This window comes from Streptomyces sp. NPDC033165, from assembly GCF_055577965.1.
In genome coordinates, this window is the sequence record NZ_JBVIPK010000012.1 from 51,396 (window position 1) to 66,867 (window position 15,472).

General features: G+C 70.2%; 16 protein-coding genes. 9 read left to right on the forward strand and 7 right to left on the reverse strand.

The genetic code is table 11. The features are described from left to right. Positions 1-10: 10 nt before the first annotated feature. Together ACZ5WC_RS25150 and ACZ5WC_RS25155 are read right to left on the reverse strand one after the other, a co-directional pair. Positions 11-451 carry a hypothetical protein gene (locus ACZ5WC_RS25150; RefSeq protein WP_468542921.1) on the reverse strand — a complete coding sequence of 147 codons (441 nt, stop codon included), beginning with the start codon at positions 449-451 and terminating at the stop codon, positions 11-13. Further along, positions 445-921 (reverse strand): ATP-binding protein, encoded by a 477-nt coding sequence (locus ACZ5WC_RS25155; RefSeq protein WP_468542922.1) that lies wholly within the window; start codon positions 919-921, stop codon positions 445-447. Before ACZ5WC_RS25155 ends, ACZ5WC_RS25150 begins: the two co-directional genes overlap by 7 nt. A 206-nt stretch (positions 922-1,127) precedes the next feature. Here ACZ5WC_RS25155 and ACZ5WC_RS25160 point away from each other — a divergent pair, with 206 nt between their 5' ends. The 4 genes from ACZ5WC_RS25160 to ACZ5WC_RS25175 all read left to right on the forward strand — a co-directional run bounded on the left by ACZ5WC_RS25160 (position 1,128) and on the right by ACZ5WC_RS25175 (position 3,725). After that, positions 1,128-1,988, forward strand: coding sequence for a helix-turn-helix domain-containing protein (locus ACZ5WC_RS25160; protein ID WP_468542923.1), 861 nt, complete (start codon positions 1,128-1,130; stop codon positions 1,986-1,988). Continuing rightward, positions 1,988-2,224, forward strand: a complete 237-nt coding sequence (locus ACZ5WC_RS25165) for a DUF397 domain-containing protein (RefSeq protein ID WP_018955330.1) — start codon at positions 1,988-1,990, stop codon at positions 2,222-2,224. Before ACZ5WC_RS25160 ends, ACZ5WC_RS25165 begins: the two co-directional genes overlap by 1 nt. A gap of 182 nt (positions 2,225-2,406) precedes the next feature. Further along, on the forward strand, positions 2,407-3,216 hold the full coding sequence (locus ACZ5WC_RS25170; RefSeq protein WP_468542924.1) for an SAM-dependent methyltransferase: 810 nt from the start codon (positions 2,407-2,409) through the stop codon (positions 3,214-3,216). A 77-nt stretch (positions 3,217-3,293) separates the two neighbouring features. Next, positions 3,294-3,725 (forward strand): YchJ family protein, encoded by a 432-nt coding sequence (locus ACZ5WC_RS25175; protein ID WP_468542925.1) that lies wholly within the window; start codon positions 3,294-3,296, stop codon positions 3,723-3,725. Positions 3,726-3,780: 55 nt separating this feature from the next. On the opposite strand, the gene ACZ5WC_RS25180 is transcribed toward ACZ5WC_RS25175, so the two are convergent. From ACZ5WC_RS25180 to ACZ5WC_RS25200, 5 genes are all read right to left on the reverse strand, one after another. Beyond that, positions 3,781-5,874 carry an MDR family MFS transporter gene (locus tag ACZ5WC_RS25180; protein ID WP_468542926.1) on the reverse strand — a complete coding sequence of 698 codons (2,094 nt, stop codon included), beginning with the start codon at positions 5,872-5,874 and terminating at the stop codon, positions 3,781-3,783. A 57-nt stretch (positions 5,875-5,931) separates the two neighbouring features. Then, the gene (locus ACZ5WC_RS25185; protein ID WP_468542927.1) at positions 5,932-6,786 is read right to left on the reverse strand and encodes an ATP-grasp domain-containing protein; all 855 of its coding nucleotides are present in this window, start codon (positions 6,784-6,786) and stop codon (positions 5,932-5,934) included. Positions 6,787-6,858: 72 nt separating this feature from the next. After that, a complete protein-coding gene (locus tag ACZ5WC_RS25190; protein ID WP_179500208.1) occupies positions 6,859-7,026 on the reverse strand; it encodes a hypothetical protein in 168 nt (55 codons plus the stop codon). A 386-nt stretch (positions 7,027-7,412) separates the two neighbouring features. Beyond that, complete coding sequence (locus ACZ5WC_RS25195; RefSeq protein WP_468542928.1) at positions 7,413-7,676, reverse strand: hypothetical protein; 264 nt, start codon at positions 7,674-7,676, stop codon at positions 7,413-7,415. Positions 7,677-7,876: 200 nt separating this feature from the next. Further along, positions 7,877-9,091, reverse strand: a complete 1,215-nt coding sequence (locus tag ACZ5WC_RS25200; protein WP_468542929.1) for a PucR-like N-terminal domain-containing protein — start codon at positions 9,089-9,091, stop codon at positions 7,877-7,879. Positions 9,092-9,694: 603 nt separating this feature from the next. Between ACZ5WC_RS25200 and ACZ5WC_RS25205 the strand changes: the two genes are divergently transcribed. From ACZ5WC_RS25205 to ACZ5WC_RS25225, 5 genes are all read left to right on the forward strand, one after another. Continuing rightward, positions 9,695-10,627 (forward strand): hypothetical protein, encoded by a 933-nt coding sequence (locus tag ACZ5WC_RS25205; RefSeq protein ID WP_468542930.1) that lies wholly within the window; start codon positions 9,695-9,697, stop codon positions 10,625-10,627. 173 nt (positions 10,628-10,800) lie between these two features. After that, positions 10,801-11,457, forward strand: coding sequence for a hypothetical protein (locus ACZ5WC_RS25210; protein ID WP_468542931.1), 657 nt, complete (start codon positions 10,801-10,803; stop codon positions 11,455-11,457). 324 nt (positions 11,458-11,781) lie between these two features. Then, complete coding sequence (locus ACZ5WC_RS25215) at positions 11,782-13,302, forward strand: DUF6801 domain-containing protein (protein ID WP_468542932.1); 1,521 nt, start codon at positions 11,782-11,784, stop codon at positions 13,300-13,302. Between the two features lie 329 nt (positions 13,303-13,631). Then, positions 13,632-14,618: an ABC transporter ATP-binding protein gene (locus ACZ5WC_RS25220; RefSeq protein WP_468542933.1), complete on the forward strand. Its 987-nt coding sequence runs from the start codon at positions 13,632-13,634 to the stop codon at positions 14,616-14,618. Continuing rightward, positions 14,615-15,472, forward strand: coding sequence for an MlaE family ABC transporter permease (locus ACZ5WC_RS25225; protein ID WP_468542934.1), 858 nt, complete (start codon positions 14,615-14,617; stop codon positions 15,470-15,472). Before ACZ5WC_RS25220 ends, ACZ5WC_RS25225 begins: the two co-directional genes overlap by 4 nt.

The following is a 15,472-nucleotide window of genomic DNA, read 5'->3' on the forward strand; positions in this document are numbered from 1 at the left end:
TCCGGGCTGCTCAGGGCGCGGAGACAGCCGTGGGCGCGGTGGCGGCGGTCCAGCTCGGAGCCACCCCGGTCACCTGGCAGACCATCAGGAAGAGCGGGATCGGCGGGGTGTACGGGGTGAGCGCGTCCGGCGAGTGGATCAGCCGGGGCCGCCCGGCGGGGACATCGGCGCCCCGCGCGTAGGTCACCTGCTCGGGCCAGTCCAGGTCCAGGTCCGAGCCCGCCGGGACGATCCACCACCAGCGGTCGGCGTCCGCGAAGACGCAGCCGGTGCGCGGCAGATGCGACATCAGGCGGAAGCCGTGCAGCGCGGGGACGCCCACCGCGTCGCAGCCCAGGCTGGCCGACATCGAGGCGGGCAGCGCCAGCCGTACACGCCCGGCGCGGGTCTCCACGGGAGCCGCCCGGTCCCGGTGCGCACCGCGCAGCCGGGACAGCGCGTTCCTCAGCATGGCCGCTCCGTGCCGCACGGTCGCTCCGTGCTGTGCGGCAGTTCCGCCCACACGATGAGACCGGAGGAGTCCCCGGCGTCGTGCGATCCCCAGGAACTGCTCATCGCGTCGACCAGGAGCAGACCGCGGCCGTGCTCGTCGTCGGAGGAGCGGCGCAGCCGGGGGCCGTCGAGCGGGTGTCCCTGGTCCTGCACGGCTATCCGCAGCCGTCTGCCGAGGCAGCGCAGCTCGCACACCACCCGGGCGCTCGTCGTGTGCACGACCGCGTTGGTGACCAGCTCGGAGACGATGAGAACGGCCGCGTCGTAGGCGTCGCCGGTCAGTTTCCAGGCGTCCAGCCGGGCCCGTGTCAGCTGCCGGGCCCCGGCCACCGAACCGGGGTGCGCGGGCAGCGCGAAGCAGTAACGGAGCGCCTCCGTCCCGGGACTGAGGTCCATGAGCCGGGGGATGAGCGCACTGCCAGGTGCCACGACCGATTCCTCACAGTGGGGGCTGCGTCACGCTTCGTGCCCCCGGATGCGGGAGCGGGCATGACCGAGCGAACTGGTTCGGGAGTCAACTCTCCCCCTGACGCGGACACTTGGCAAGGGGCACTCTGAATTTTTCAGAGTGACTGTGTCGTTGGGGGCGCACGCGTGGCACACTGCTCGCAAAACAGCGCATGGGGAGGTCTGAAGTGAGCGAACCGCGGTCCGCCCCGACCGTGGGCCAGGTCGTTCTCGGCAAGCGCCTGCAAGATCTGCGCGAGCGCGTCGGCCTGACCCGTGATCAGGCGGCGAAGGTGCTGCGCGTCGCCCCCGCGACGATACGCCGGATGGAGACGGCCGAGGTCGGACTGAAGATCCCCTACGTCCAGCTGCTGCTGAAGGCGTACGGTGTCGCCGACCCCGAGGCCGAGGCCTTCGTCGAGCTGGCCGAGGAGGCGAACAAGCCCGGCTGGTGGCAGCGCTTCCACGACGTCCTGCCCGACTGGTTCAGCATGTACGTCAGCCTGGAGGGCGCCGCGAGCCTGCTGCGCATGTACGAGCCGCACTTCGTCCCCGGACTGCTCCAGACCGAGGACTACGCGCGCTCCGTGATGCGCACCGGGGCGGTCGGCCAGACCAGACCCGAGGACATCGAGCGGCATGTGGCGCTGCGCATGGAACGGCAGTCCCTGCTGGTCAAGGACGAGGCCCCCAAGCTGTGGGTGATCATGGACGAGACCGTCCTGCGGCGTCCCGTCGGCAGCCCCGAGACCATGCGCGGACAGGCCGACAGGCTGCTCGAAGCCACCGAGCTGCCCCATGTCACCTTGCAGATCGCGGAGTTCGCGACCGGCCATCACCCGGGGACGTACGGGCCGTTCGTCCTCTTCCGGTTCGCGGTGCCCGAACTCCCCGACATGGTCTACAGCGAGTACCTGACCGGTGCGGTCTACTTCGACGCCCGTCCCGAGGTGGCCTCCTACCTGGAGGCCATGGACCGCATGGCGGCGCAGGCCGCAACCGCACAACGCACGAAGGAAATCCTCCGGGACTTCCGCAAGGAGCTGTGATGAACCACATATACAACGGCATGCCGGCCGGTGATCTCGGCTCCGAAGGCTGGTACAAGCCGTGGAGCGGCGGCAACGGCGGCAACTGCGTCGAGGCCATGAAGCTGGCGGACGGCCGGGTCGCGGTGCGCCAGTCCGCCGACCCGGACGGTCCAGCCCTCATCTACTCCAACGGCGAGATCGCCGCGTTCATCCAGGGCGCCAAGGCGGGCCAGGCGGATTTCCTCCTCACCTGAGGCCCCCGCCGCATATCCTGTCCGGGCCCCGAAGAACCCGGCCTGACAAGGCACTTGGGCACGAGCCGGCAGAGTTGTTCGTCGGCCCTCCCGATCTTCCCGATCCTTGTCTTTCCGATTCTTCTGATCCTTCTGATTTTCCTGATCGTCGACGTACGGACCCCCAACCCACGGAGCGAGCCATGGCCGGGCAAGAACCCCACTCCATCGAGATCGACACCAGCAAGCCGCATCCGGCCCGGATGTACGACTGGTTCCTCGGCGGCAAGGACAATTACCCGGTGGACGAGGAGATGGCGCGCCAGCTCCTCAAGCTGGACGCGCGCGGCCGCGACATGGCGCGGGTCAACCGGGCGTTCATGCACCGGGCCACCCGCTGGCTCGCCGAGAACGGGGTGCGCCAGTTCCTGGACATCGGCACGGGCATACCCACCGAGCCGAACCTCCACCAGATCGCCCAGCGGACCGCCCCCGACGCCCGCATCGTCTACTGCGACAACGACCCGATCGTCCTCGCCCACGCGGCGGCCCTGCTGCGCTCCACCCCCGAGGGCGCCACCGAGTACATCCAGGCCGATGCCCGCAAGCCCGAGAGCATCCTGGCCGAGGCGGGCGAGATCCTGGACTTCGACCAGCCGATCGCCCTGTCCCTGCTGGCCCTGCTGCACTTCATCGACGACGAGGACGGCGCGGGCGACCTGGTCGACAAGCTCGTCGAGCAGCTTCCCTCCGGCAGCTATCTGGTGCTCTCGCACACCACCGGTGACTTCAACCCGGAGGGTGCGGCGCAGGCACGCGCCATGTACAAGGAGCGCGGGATGACCCTGCGCCCCCGTTCGCACGCCGAGCTCACCGCCTTCTTCGACGGCCTCGAACTGGTCGAGCCAGGAGTCTCGCTCTCCGCCGACTGGCACCCCGAGCTGGGCGAAGTCGTCGACGTCCCCGGCGACGACCCGATCCCGGGCTACGCGGGCGTAGCGCGCAAGGTCTGAGTCCCCCGCCCCGCCCCGCGCGACGTACGCGGGGCGGGGCGGAGCGTGTCACGGGCGCCCCGCGTCACAATGGACCCATGTCACGACGCACCTCCCGGCCCCGGGCCGCCGCCCCGCGGATCACGCCCGCGGCCCCCTGCCCCTGCGGCCTGCCCACGACGTACGGGGACTGCTGCGGCCGCTTCCACTCCGGCACCGCCGCCGCTCCGACCTGCGAGGCCCTGATGCGCTCCCGGTACGCGGCCTTCGTCGTCCAGGACGCGGCGTACCTGCTGCGCACCTGGCACCCGGAGACCCGGCCGCCCGCCGTCGACTTCGACCCCGCGATGCGCTGGACGGGGCTGGAGATCCTGGACACCACCGAGGGCAGCGCCTTCCACACCGCCGGGACGGTCACCTTCCGCGCCCACTACACCGACGACGGGCGTCCCGACTCTCTCCACGAGAAGAGCCGCTTCACCCGCCACGAGGGCGCCTGGGTCTACACGACGGCGGTCTTCGTCGACTGATTCGGCCCATCCGGTCGGCTCTGTCCATCCGGTCGGCCCGGCCCACCCGGCAGGCTCAGGCCGGGGCCCCCACCCGCGTCGAGCCGCCGGGATTCGGCGCCGGGGACAGTTCCTGGGCCAGGTCCTCCGCCAGCAGGCGCTTGGCGATCAGGTCCACCGTGGCTCGGAGCCGGCGGTCGTCCGGGCGGGCGCCGTCCTCGGCCAGGCGCTCGTTGAGCCAGCGGCCCCAGGCGTCGGAGATCACCGCCGCCTCGCGGCGGCCCGCCGCCGTGTGCGAGAAGAGCCGCCCGTCCCCCGTCAGATAGCCCTCCTCGATCATCCGGTCGAAGACGGGCACCAGGACCTCCGGCGGGATGCGGTGCCGGGCGGCGATGAGCCCGAGGCCCGCGTGGCCGACCATCCGGGTGAACAGGTCCACCTGCATCACCGCCCAGGCCCCCGCCATGTCGAGGCGGGTGTCGGATTCGGCGACGATCCGGCGCGCCGTCTCCGGGCCGGCGCCGTGCAGGATCTTGGCCACCGAGATCTCCAGAAGCATCTCCGAGTCGCCGCTGCCGGGCTGGGCGAAGCCCTCGCCCATGTCCGTCGAGGAGAGCCGCGCCGAGTCCCGCAGCTTCACCTCCTTGAGGAACAGCGCGACGACGAAGCCGATCAGCGCCACGGGGACCGTCCACAGGAACACCGTGTGCAGCGTCTGCGCGTACGCCTGAGCCAGCGGCTCAGCCTGGGCGGCGGGCAGCGCGTGCAGCGCCTGCGGGCTCTGCGAGGCGCCGATCAGCGCCGCCGGGTCGCCGCCCGCCGCGACCGCCTGCGCGACCCCCTCGGCGAGATTGGGCTGGAGCGCGTTGACGTAGATCGTGCCGAACACCGCCGTGCCGAAGGCGCTGCCGAGCGTACGGAAGAACGTCACGCCCGAGGTCGCCGTACCCAGGTCCGCGTAGTCGACGGTGTTCTGCACGGCGATCGTCAGCACCTGCATGGCCAGCCCGATGCCGAGCCCCAGGATCACCATGTACAGCGACTCCAGCCACACCCCGCTCTCCGGCCCCATCCGGGAGAGGAGGAACAGCCCGGCCGCCATGACCAGCGTGCCGACGATGGGGAAGAGGCGGTAGCGGCCGGTCTTGCTCACCACATTGCCGCTGAAGATCGAGGCGACCAGCAGACCGACGATCAGCGGCAGGGTCCGCACGCCCGAGAGCGTCGCCGAGTCCCCGTCCACGTACTGGAGGTAGGTCGGCAGGAAGATCATCGAGCCGAGCATCGCGAAGCCCACGATGAAGCTGAGGATCGAGCAGACCGTGAACACCGGGTTCCGGAACAGTCGCATCGGCAGCATCGGTTCCCTGGCCCGCCGCTCCACCAGGCAGAAGAGGGCCAGGGCGATCAGCCCGCCGGTGAAGAGGCCGATGATGACGGACGAGCCCCAGGCGTACTCGTTGCCGCCCCAGCTCGTCGCCAGGATCAGCGCGCTCGCCCCGACGGCGACCAGCGCGATACCGGCGTAGTCGATGACCGGCCGTCCCGCCGCCTTCACCGACGGAATGTTCCGGGCGGCCGCGATCACCACCACGATGGCGATCGGTACGTTGACGTAGAACGCCCACCGCCAGGTCAGATGGTCGGTGAACAGGCCGCCGAGCAGCGGTCCGATCACCGTCGAGATACCGAAGACCGCACCGATCGCGCCCTGGTACTTGCCCCGCTCGCGCAGCGGGATCACGTCCGCGATCAGCGCCATCGACGTGACCATGAGCCCGCCCGCTCCGACGCCCTGCATACCGCGCCAGATGATCAGCAGCAGCATGTCCGAGGCGAGACCGCACAGGAACGACCCGGTGATGAAGATGATCGCCGAGATCTGGAAGACCAGCTTCCGTCCGAACAGGTCGCCGAACTTGCCGACCAGGACGGTCGCCACCGTCTCGGCCAGCAGATACGCCGTGACCACCCACGACATGTGCTCGGCGCCGCCCAGCTCCGAGACGATCGTGGGAAGGGCCGTGCCGACGATCGTCTGGTCCAGCGCCGCCAGCAGCATGCCGAGGACGATCGTGGTGAAGATGATGTTCCGGCGCCGCCGGTCGAGGACGGGCGGCGGCGCGGCGGCACTCTGCGCGGCGGGGGCTGGCTCGCTGGCAGTGGTCACGTCTGCACCCTCACACCGGCCCCCGCCGCCCGCATGCGGGGACAGTCCGGACGGGGGTCAGCCGGTCAGCGAGAGGACCGACTCCGTCAGCCGCGCCACGAACGCCTCCCGGACGTCCTCGCCCACCCGGTCGAGCGACAGATACGGATTCAGGTCCTCCAGTTCCACGAGGAGCAGGGCACCCTCCGCCGTACGGCAGGCGTCGACCCGCTGGATGCCGTGCGCGAGGGCGTTCCAGTCGATGAAGCGCCGGGCGAACGCCAGATCCTCGGCGCTCGCCGGGTACGGCTCCAGCACCCATCGCCGCTCCGGGTCCGGCGCGTACAGCGCGTACTGGAAGTCGTGGTCGACGAAGTAGAAGGACATCTCGTAGCGGAAGGTGACCCTCGGCTGGACGAGGAGGGAGCCCTCGGCCGCCCGCGCCAGCTCGGCGCCGGCCGCGTCCCCCGCGACGAACCGCAGCCCGACCGAGTCCGCGCCCAGCTTCGGCTTGACCACGTACTCCGTGACCTCCGGCAGCGAGGCCAGATCCATCTCCCGGTCCACCGTGGGAATCACCGGGAACCCGGCCCGGCTCAGTTCCACCAGGTACTCCTTGCCCGCCATGTCGCCGCGACCGGCCAGCGGGTTGTAGACCGGCACCCGCAGCTCCAGGGCCCGCGCGCGGAACGCGTCGTACGCCTCCTGATAGTGCAGCACGGGCCCGCTGTTGCGTACGAGGGCGACGTCGAAACGTTCCAGCAGCGCGGCCGCGTCCCGGGGATGGCACAGGGCCACGTCGAACGCCTCGCGCAGCCGGGAGGCCAGGAAGATGTCCTCGTCGCAGTAGCGCCGCCCCCGTGCCTCGTACGCGAGATCGGTGACGAGGAGCAGAGAGGGGCGGCGGGAGCCTGCGGGGGAGGCGGCGGTCATGGGTTCTCCCGGGGGTGGGGGCGTGTCCGTGCCGTCACTATCCCCGATGGCCCGGCCGGCCCGGCCGCAGGGTCAGCGGGCTCCGCCCCGGACCGCCGCCACCCACTCGACCAGCAGCCGCTCGTACTCCCGGCGGCCCTCCGGCGACACCATGGCGCCGTCCGCCACCAGGGCACGGATCTCCGCGTTCAGGACAACCATCGGACGGGCAGGGTCCAGCTCGGTCGAAGTGGAGGTCATGTGAAGAGGCTAGCGCTACGGCGGCGGGGTGACGTCCGCGTCATCGCGGGCGGCACACCCCGAACGCCCCGCCCGGCAGAGCCCGACGCCCCCGCCAGGCTGTGTCGTGAAGAGGCTTCACGCCGTCGTCACGCATCGGCCTGGCCCTGCCGGGCAGGCGGCCGTTACCGCACGTCGGGGGCTGGGGGAGCAGGGAATCGCCGCGCCGGTACGTGCTGGTCGACCCGATCGGCGGCGCCCGCGGCCGGGCTGCCGGAAGCCGCCGCCCACTCCTTCGCCCCGGCCGGTCCGGACGCGTCCGGGGCGATGAGAATCACATGTGCGGACCGTCACGAACCGTGCGTGCGGCCGGTCCGGACGCCTCGTCACGTGCGAGGCCGAGCCGGTCAGAAGGGGGAGTCCGGCAGCACCGCCAGCCGGGGGTGGTGTGCGGCCAGCACCTTGTTGGCGCGGGCCAGGTCCGACAGGGCCTGCTCGCGGTCGGCCTGGTCCTCGACGCCGAGCAGCGGACCTCGGAAGCGGCGGACCTCGCGGGCCGCGCGGTCCGCGTCGAACTCCGCCTGGAGGATGTGCGGCGGAATGCACGAACCGATCAGCGCGGCGACCCGGTCCGGGATCGGCACGGGGACGAGGAGGTGCGAGGCGGTCATGAAGCGTTCCCTCTCGGATGGTCGGCCAGGAGGCGGCGCACGGACCCGCCGCCGGATGAGCGGCAGGCTCCTCCTTGTGTACGGGACGCGGTTCCGGGTTTCTCGTCGGATACGTCTCCGTGTCGCAACCGTTTGGGACTGACCGTCTATTTCCCCTTACGCGCGGGTAAGTTGACCCGCGGCGGCGGACGTGATCCGGATCAGGGGGATGTGCCGTCGGCGCGGGAGCGCAGCCGGAGCGCGCGCAGCACCGCCTCGGTGGCGAAGCGGCTCTCCGGATCGACGAGTTGGTCACCGAAGATGGACTCCAGATTGCGCATGCGGTAGCGCACCGTCTGCGGGTGGACATCGAGCAGCGCCCCCATCTGCGCCGCCGTCCCCCGGGTGTCGAGCCAGATCCGCAGCGTCTCGACCAGCCGCTCGCGACGGCCCGCGCTGATCCCCGCCACGGCGGCCAGCTCCCGCTGGGCGAGCTGGTCGAGCAGGGCGGGATCGGAGAGCAGCCACAGGGTGATGAGGTGGTCCTCGCAGTCGATCAGCGGAGCGTCGTCGATCACCCCGGAGTCGACGAGCTCCAGCACCCTGCGGGCCCACCGGACCGACTCGCAGGCCAGCACGGTGGGAACGGTCAGTCCGACCGCCGCGCGGGACGCCGCAAGGGCCTGCGCCAGCATGGATCTTCGGGGCTCGTCCAGCGCCCCCGGAATCAGTAAGTGCGGCTGCGGGGCGCTGAGATCGACGAGCACGTCACGGTCCGCGCTCAGCCGGTCCAGCTCCGCCGGGGCGCGGACGGCGACCAGGGTGACCTCGTCGGGGAGCGCCCAGCCGGTCTGCTCGCACAGGTCGGCGATGGCGCTGCGGGGGGCCGGGCGCCCGGCGAGGATCAGGTGGAGGAGGCGGCGGCGCAGCGCCTCGCTGTGCTCGCCCGACTGGGACTGCACCTCCAGGAAGCCTTCCCGGGAAAGCGCCTCCAGGTCGTCGACGTAGGCGAAGAGCGCGTCGGCGAAGCTCAGCATCAGACTGGGCGACAGGTGGTAGCTCTGCCCGACCTTCTTGGCCCGCCGCAGCGCCACCCGCGCGCCCAACCGGTACGCCCCCTGGAGGGTGTCCATGGTCCTGCCCTCGTACGCCTCGAACCGCCCGAAGCGGCGGCACATGTCGTCCCGGAGCGTGGTGGGGGAGGAGGGTTCGGCGACCAGGTCGACGAAGGAGGAGAGGCTCTGCTCCACACCCACCCGGATGGCCTGGCCGTTCGGTCCGTCGAGCAGTCGGGCGTATTCCGGATAGGCCCGGGTCACCTCGACGCCGATTTCCTTGATGAGGCTGGGCAGTTCGGGTCGCATGATCGCGGCGAATTCCTGCGGGAGTGGCCCCAGCGGGTCTCCGGTATCCAGCGGCTGGATGAGATGTGGCATGTCAAGTCCCCTTTCTCTCGGCGCCCGGTGGTGGGGTGAGACGGTGGGGGAAAGCGCTCCCACGAACCGACAGGTGCGTACCAAGTCCGCGACGAAGATAGACCAAGGAACTGGGGCTGCACACCACTTGGACAAGATCGAAGTGCAGGGGGCACACATCTCGGCCGCAGTGTGGGACTTCCGTGCAGGTCGGCCGTACTGCCTGCTATCGGGTGCTGGATTTCGGCCGCCTGGCTGATTCGCCCGTGCTCTGCCGGGGTTCGGCGCGAGCGGCTTCCCGGGTGCCGACGCCCGGGGCCCGGCGTACGCGCGGTGTACGGGTCCCGCCGGCCGCAGGCGCATTTCCCGGCCTCGCGATGCGCATTCCTTGATAAGGGGATGAAGGTCCGTTACTCATTTACGGATCAAAAAGCGCGTCGCGCAAAAGATCTTAGTGAGACGGATTGTGTCGCCCTGTTTCCCGCGAGTAACATCACACCTCGGTCAATTCGGTCACGAAATCTGCCCGAAATTTGACGCCCCGTTCCTCCGCTGCCGGTTCGATCCGAGGCCGGTCAACTTCGTGTACGAGGCCGCACCACGGCGGCCGACAGAGGGGACCACATGAGATCCGTTTCCAGGCGAACCCGCACAGGAGTACTCGCGGCATTCACGGCCCTGAGTGCTCTGCTCTCCACCGGCTCGGCCACCGCGGCCACGCAGCTCAACGGGGACTGGGCGCCCTTCGACCGCTGCCCGGTCGACGCGCCCGCCATGCTGGCCGCGGACGGGATCGACGCCATCGCCACCTGTATCGCCTCCGGTTCCGTCACGGGATCGATCACGCTGGGCAAGAGCCATGTGACCACCGGCACCACCGATCTGCAGCTCGGTGTCATCCAGCGCAGCGACGGCACCACCTCACTGGTGGCCCCGCCGGAAGGGGCGCTCACCGCCGATCCGGCCGAGATTCCGGGCGGACTGCTCGGGCTGATGTGCCCCAGTGGAATTCCCCTCGTCTCCGTGATCTGCCGCCAGCTCACGGACAACAGCCTCAATCGCGTGACGGCCACCATCGAACCGGTGGGAGCGCCCCGCGACTTCAATATGAGCGCCGCGTTCTCCACCGGTGAGCCCATTCTCACCATCCCGGTCCGCATCCACCTCAAGAATCCGTTCCTGGGTGACAAGTGCTACATCGGGACCACTGCCGATCCGGTGCTTCTGAAGCCGCAGAACCTTAACGCCCCGAGCATCTCGCTCCAGCGGTTCGCGGCGGACGGCACCCGGGACGACGCGGGCGAAATGGGGCGCTACACCTTCGCCGGTGCCGACCAGGGCGACGCCGCCTTCGCCGTACCGGGGGCAAGCGGTTGCGGGGCGGGGCTCCTGGACTGGGCGGTGAACCTCAAGACCGGTCTCCCGTCCGCCGCCGGGAAGAACGGCGTGACGCTCGACGACACCTCGACGTACTTCGGCAGCCCCTACGACCCCGCCGGCCTCGCGCCGCACGAGGGCCGAAAGCTGTCGGAATTCTGGCACTCCGCACGGCAGTAGGCCGCGCACCCCGATACGAGGAGGTGAGCCGAGAACCCTCTCCGCGGAGTTGTCCCGGAGCCCCCCGGGGCCCGACCCCGGACCCCCCCCACGTCCGTGCAAGCCCTTCTCCAGTCACCACTCCAGTCATCCTCAGCCGCATCCCCAATGGGACGAGAAAAGGGAGTATCCCCATGTTCAAGCGAACCGGTGTCCTCACCGCGATCGGTGCCGCCGCGGCATCCGTCGTCCTGGCCGCCCCCTCGGCCGTCGCCGCGCCGACCAGCTGGACGATCACGCCGACCGGCGACTTCACCGGCAGCGCCGGTGTGACCGTCCTGACCGACAACAACGGCAACAAGATCCAGTGCGCCACCTCCGCAGCCTCGGGCTCGGCCCCGTCCTCCCCGGTCGCCGGAAGCCCGGCCCAGCTCGCGTCCATCTCGGCGATCTCGTTCAACTCGCCCTGCACCGGACCGTTCAGCTCGACGTGGACGGTGGCCACCACGCCCCCCTGGCAGATCTGGGGCCTGGACTACACGGCGGGCGCGGGCACCAACTCCACCGGCCGGACGACCGGTGAGATCAGAGCGATCACGGCGAAGGTGACCGGAAGCAGCATCCTCGGCCCCTGCTCCTTCGACGTCACCGGCAAGGTCGCCGCCAAGTACAACAACCCGAGCGCCGGAGGCAGTAACGGCACACTGAACACGGCGGGCGGCGGACTCACCCTGAGCATCACCAACAAGGTCGGCGGCGGCTGCGGAATCGTCGGCACGGCCGCCAGCTTCGCGGGCCTGTACACCATCGTGAACACGGCTACGGGCCAGTCCCCGGTCATCAGCGGCTGACCCGCCACCGGTGACGATCCACAGCTGAACGCGGTGCCCGGCCGGTCTGCCGACGGCCGGGCACCGTACGCGTCGACCGCGCCGAAGAGGGCGTTTCACGCACCTGCGGACAAGGCCGCGGCGGTGGATTGTCATCGGTTGCCAAAGTCCGCGGGCCGCGGACCCGTTCGCGAACGCGGCACTTCCCACGCGGCCGTCGGCGTGCGTACCGTACCGATCGGTTCGCTGCCCGACCCCAGCTCCGTTGCCGGGCGGCCGAGCAGGGGAACCGCTTTCCGCAGCCATCCCGTCCAGGGCACACGCGCGCCGGAAGGACACCTCCGTATGACCGTCGATGTACGCGCCGCGTCGAGACGACCGATCCACTGGGCCGTCGGCGGGACACTCCTCGTCGCCACCGCGCTCATTCCGGGCGCCGAATCGGCGGCGGCCGAACAGACGTCACAGGCCGCCCTCCGCTACGCCTGCGCCTTCCCCTCCGGGCCCGAGGAGGTGGCTGTCGTCGTCTCGGCGGTGCTTCCGACCTCGGTCCGCACCGGCGAGGAGATCCGCCCCGGCCAGGTCTCCGTCGAGGTGGACCTGGAGCGGAGCGCGCTCGCCCGGTTCACCGGCCTGGAGGCGACCACGCTGTCGGCCGTCGCCCGCCTCACTGTCCGCAACACCGTCGGCGACCGGTCCGCCGACGCCTCCTGGCAGGATCTGACCGCACCTCCGGTCGCCCTCCCCGACGAGGGCGGGGTGACCCTGACCGCGACCGGTGACGTCCCGACGGTCTCCTTCGGCACCGCAGGGCGTGCCACCCTGACGCCCGCCACGCTCGCCCTGTCACTGTCCTCGTTCACGGACGGGGGCAGTGACGGGGACGGGGACGGAGACGGGGCCGAGCCGACCTCGCCCCCGGGGCTCGACGTCGTATGCGAACCCGCACCGGGCGAGGAGCCCGTCCTGGCCACGGTCACGGTCCGCGGGGACACCGACCCGACCTCCCCCGCGCCGACGCCCGGCGAGAGCGACGCCGACCCGGTCCCGGCACCCAGCCCGCCCGCCGGCGGACTGCCGCCCGACGCACGGGAGAAGATCGACGCCCTCACCGAGCAGCGGCGCGGAGCCGTCGCCGACGAGGACCCCGGAAGCTGTCCGATCGAGATCCCGCCCGAGTGGGTGATGACCACCGCCGAGACGTACGCGGCCGGATACGCCAACGCCGCGAAGCTGGACGGGGCCGCGGCGCTGGGGCCCGCGTTCATGAAGGTGGTGCTGAACAAGCGCTACATCAACGACTCCTGCGCCTCCACCGTCGACGTCACGTCCGAGGTGGACTTCGACTATGAGGGGCGACGCCAACTCCCACCGACGAAGGCCACGTTCCTCAGCTTCGGATTCATGCCGACGACCGCGACGATGACGCTGGAACAGGTGGGCCCCCCGGCCGCGATCCACACCCACACGGTCACCAACACACCGACCTATCCCGAGGAGACGACGGTCACCGCCCAGCTCTCCATGCGGCTCTCCGACGTCGAGGTGAACGGAGTACCGCTGGACGTCGGGCCCGACTGCCGCACGGAACGGCCCTTCGAACAGGTGCTGCGGGGGTACGGCCAGAGCTATCCGCGAGCGGGCTATCTGGTGGCGTACGGCGGAAACCTGACCGGGTACGCGCACATTCCGCCGTTCAAGGGGTGCGGAGTCGGCGAGGACCTCGACCCGGTCTTCACCGCGGCCATCTCCAGCGTGGGCGGGAAGGCCGACAACTACACCAAGATGACGCAGGCACCCCTGTGCGTCGCGACGAACCCGGAGGGCCCGGACTGCCCGCCGAGGGTGCCGGAGCCCGAACGGTAGACGGCACGGCGCACCCGCACCGCCCCGAACCTGAACAGGAAAAGGGCCCTTGCGCTCCCACGGGACCGTAAGGGCCCGTTTTCCTGCTCCCGTGCACCCGTTGTCCGGCGCAGAAGTTCCTCACCAACCGACAGGTTTGATACGGCAATTGCTCACTCGGTAACAAGTCGCAGCGGGCCGATAATTCTCGTCGAGGAAAATCCGTACCCAGTATTGCGCGGTCTGGTTACCGGACCGTAGCGTCCCTGGCGTGCCGGTACGAAGCGCTTTCCCGCCGTGCCGGAGCGTCGGCGGCGACCCCGTTCACCACCACTTTCGAGGGAGGCCCGATGGGAATCGAGGTAGTCGTCGAGGGCCTGACGAAGTCCTTCGGCAGGCAGAACATCTGGCAGGACGTCAGCCTCACCCTGCCCGCCGGTGAAGTGAGCGTCATGCTCGGTCCCTCCGGCACCGGAAAGACCGTCTTCCTGAAATCCGTCATCGGGCTGCTGAAGCCCGAACAGGGGCGCGTCCTCATCAATGGCGTCGACATGGTGAACAGCCCGGAACGCGACGTCATGGAGACGCGGAAACTCTTCGGCCTCATGTTCCAGGACGGTGCGCTCTTCGGTTCGATGTCGCTCTTCGACAACATCGCCTTCCCGCTGCGCGAGCACACCCGCAAGAAGGAATCCGAGATCCGCCGTATCGTCATGGAGCGCATCGACATCGTCGGGCTCCTCGGCGCCGAGGGAAAGCTGCCGGGCGAGATATCCGGCGGTATGCGCAAGCGCGCGGGACTCGCCCGCGCCCTGGTCCTGGACCCGCAGATCATCCTCTGCGACGAACCGGACTCCGGCCTCGACCCGGTCCGTACCGCCTACCTCTCGCAGCTCCTGATCGACCTCAACGCACAGATCGACGCGACGATGCTCATCGTCACCCACAACCTCGACATCGCGGCGACTGTCCCCGACAACATGGGCATGCTGTTCTGCCGCAACCTCGTCACCTTCGGGCCGCGCGAGGTGCTGCTCACCAGCGACACCCCGGTCGTCTCGCAGTTCCTCGCCGGACGCCGCGAAGGGCCCATCGGGATGTCCGAGGAGAAGGACGCCGCCACCCTCGCCGCCGAGCGGCGGCACGACACCGTCGTCCTGCCCACCGGGCCCCGCACCGTCGTCCCGCAGCTGGAACCCTCGCCCGGGATGCCCGTACGCCAGGGGGCGCTGCGCCGCCGTGAGCGCGTGATGTCGATGATGGGCCAGCTGCCGGAAGCCGCCCGTACGGCGATCCTCAACAGCTACGCCCCGGCGGCGGGAGGTGCGCGCGCGTGACCGCCCCGATGCCGGTACGGCCGCCCGAGCCGCCCGAGAGACCCCCGCCGCCCCCCTCCGGGAAGGCCCCCGAGCAGCGTCGCCCGTCCCGGCTGCTCGCCCCGCTCCGGGAGACCGGCAGGCTGTTCGCGCTCGCCGTCGCGGTGAGCCGGGCCATCTTCCGCAGACCGTTCCAAGTGCGGGAGTTCATCGAGCAGTTCTGGTTCGTCGCCAGCGTCACGATCCTGCCGGCCGCCCTCGTCTCCATCCCGTTCGGCGCGGTCATCGCCCTCCAGGTCGGCTCGCTCACCCAGCAGCTCGGCGCCCAGTCCTTCACCGGCGGCGCCAGTGTCCTCGCCGTCATCCAGCAGGCCAGCCCGATCATCGTGGCACTGCTCATCTCCGGGGCCGCCGGGTCCGCGATCTGCGCCGACCTCGGCTCCCGCAAGATCCGCGAGGAGCTCGACGCGATGGAGGTCATGGGCGTCTCGCCCATCCAGCGCCTCGTCGTGCCCCGGGTGCTGGCCACCATGCTCGTCGCCGTCCTGCTCAACGGGCTGATCTCCGTCGTCGGCACGCTCGGCGGCTACTTCTTCAACGTGATCATGCAGAACGGCACCCCGGGCGCGTACCTCGCGAGCTTCTCCGCCCTGGCCCAGCTGCCCGACCTCTACATCAGCGAGTTCAAGGCCCTGATCTTCGGCTTCATCGCGGGCATCGTCGCGGCCCACCGCGGCCTCAACCCGCGCGGCGGCCCCAAGGGCGTCGGCGACGCGGTCAACCAGTCCGTCGTCATCACCTTCATGCTGCTGTTCTTCGTGAACATGGTCCTCACGGCGATCTACCTCCAGATCGTCCCCGCGAAGGGGGGCTGA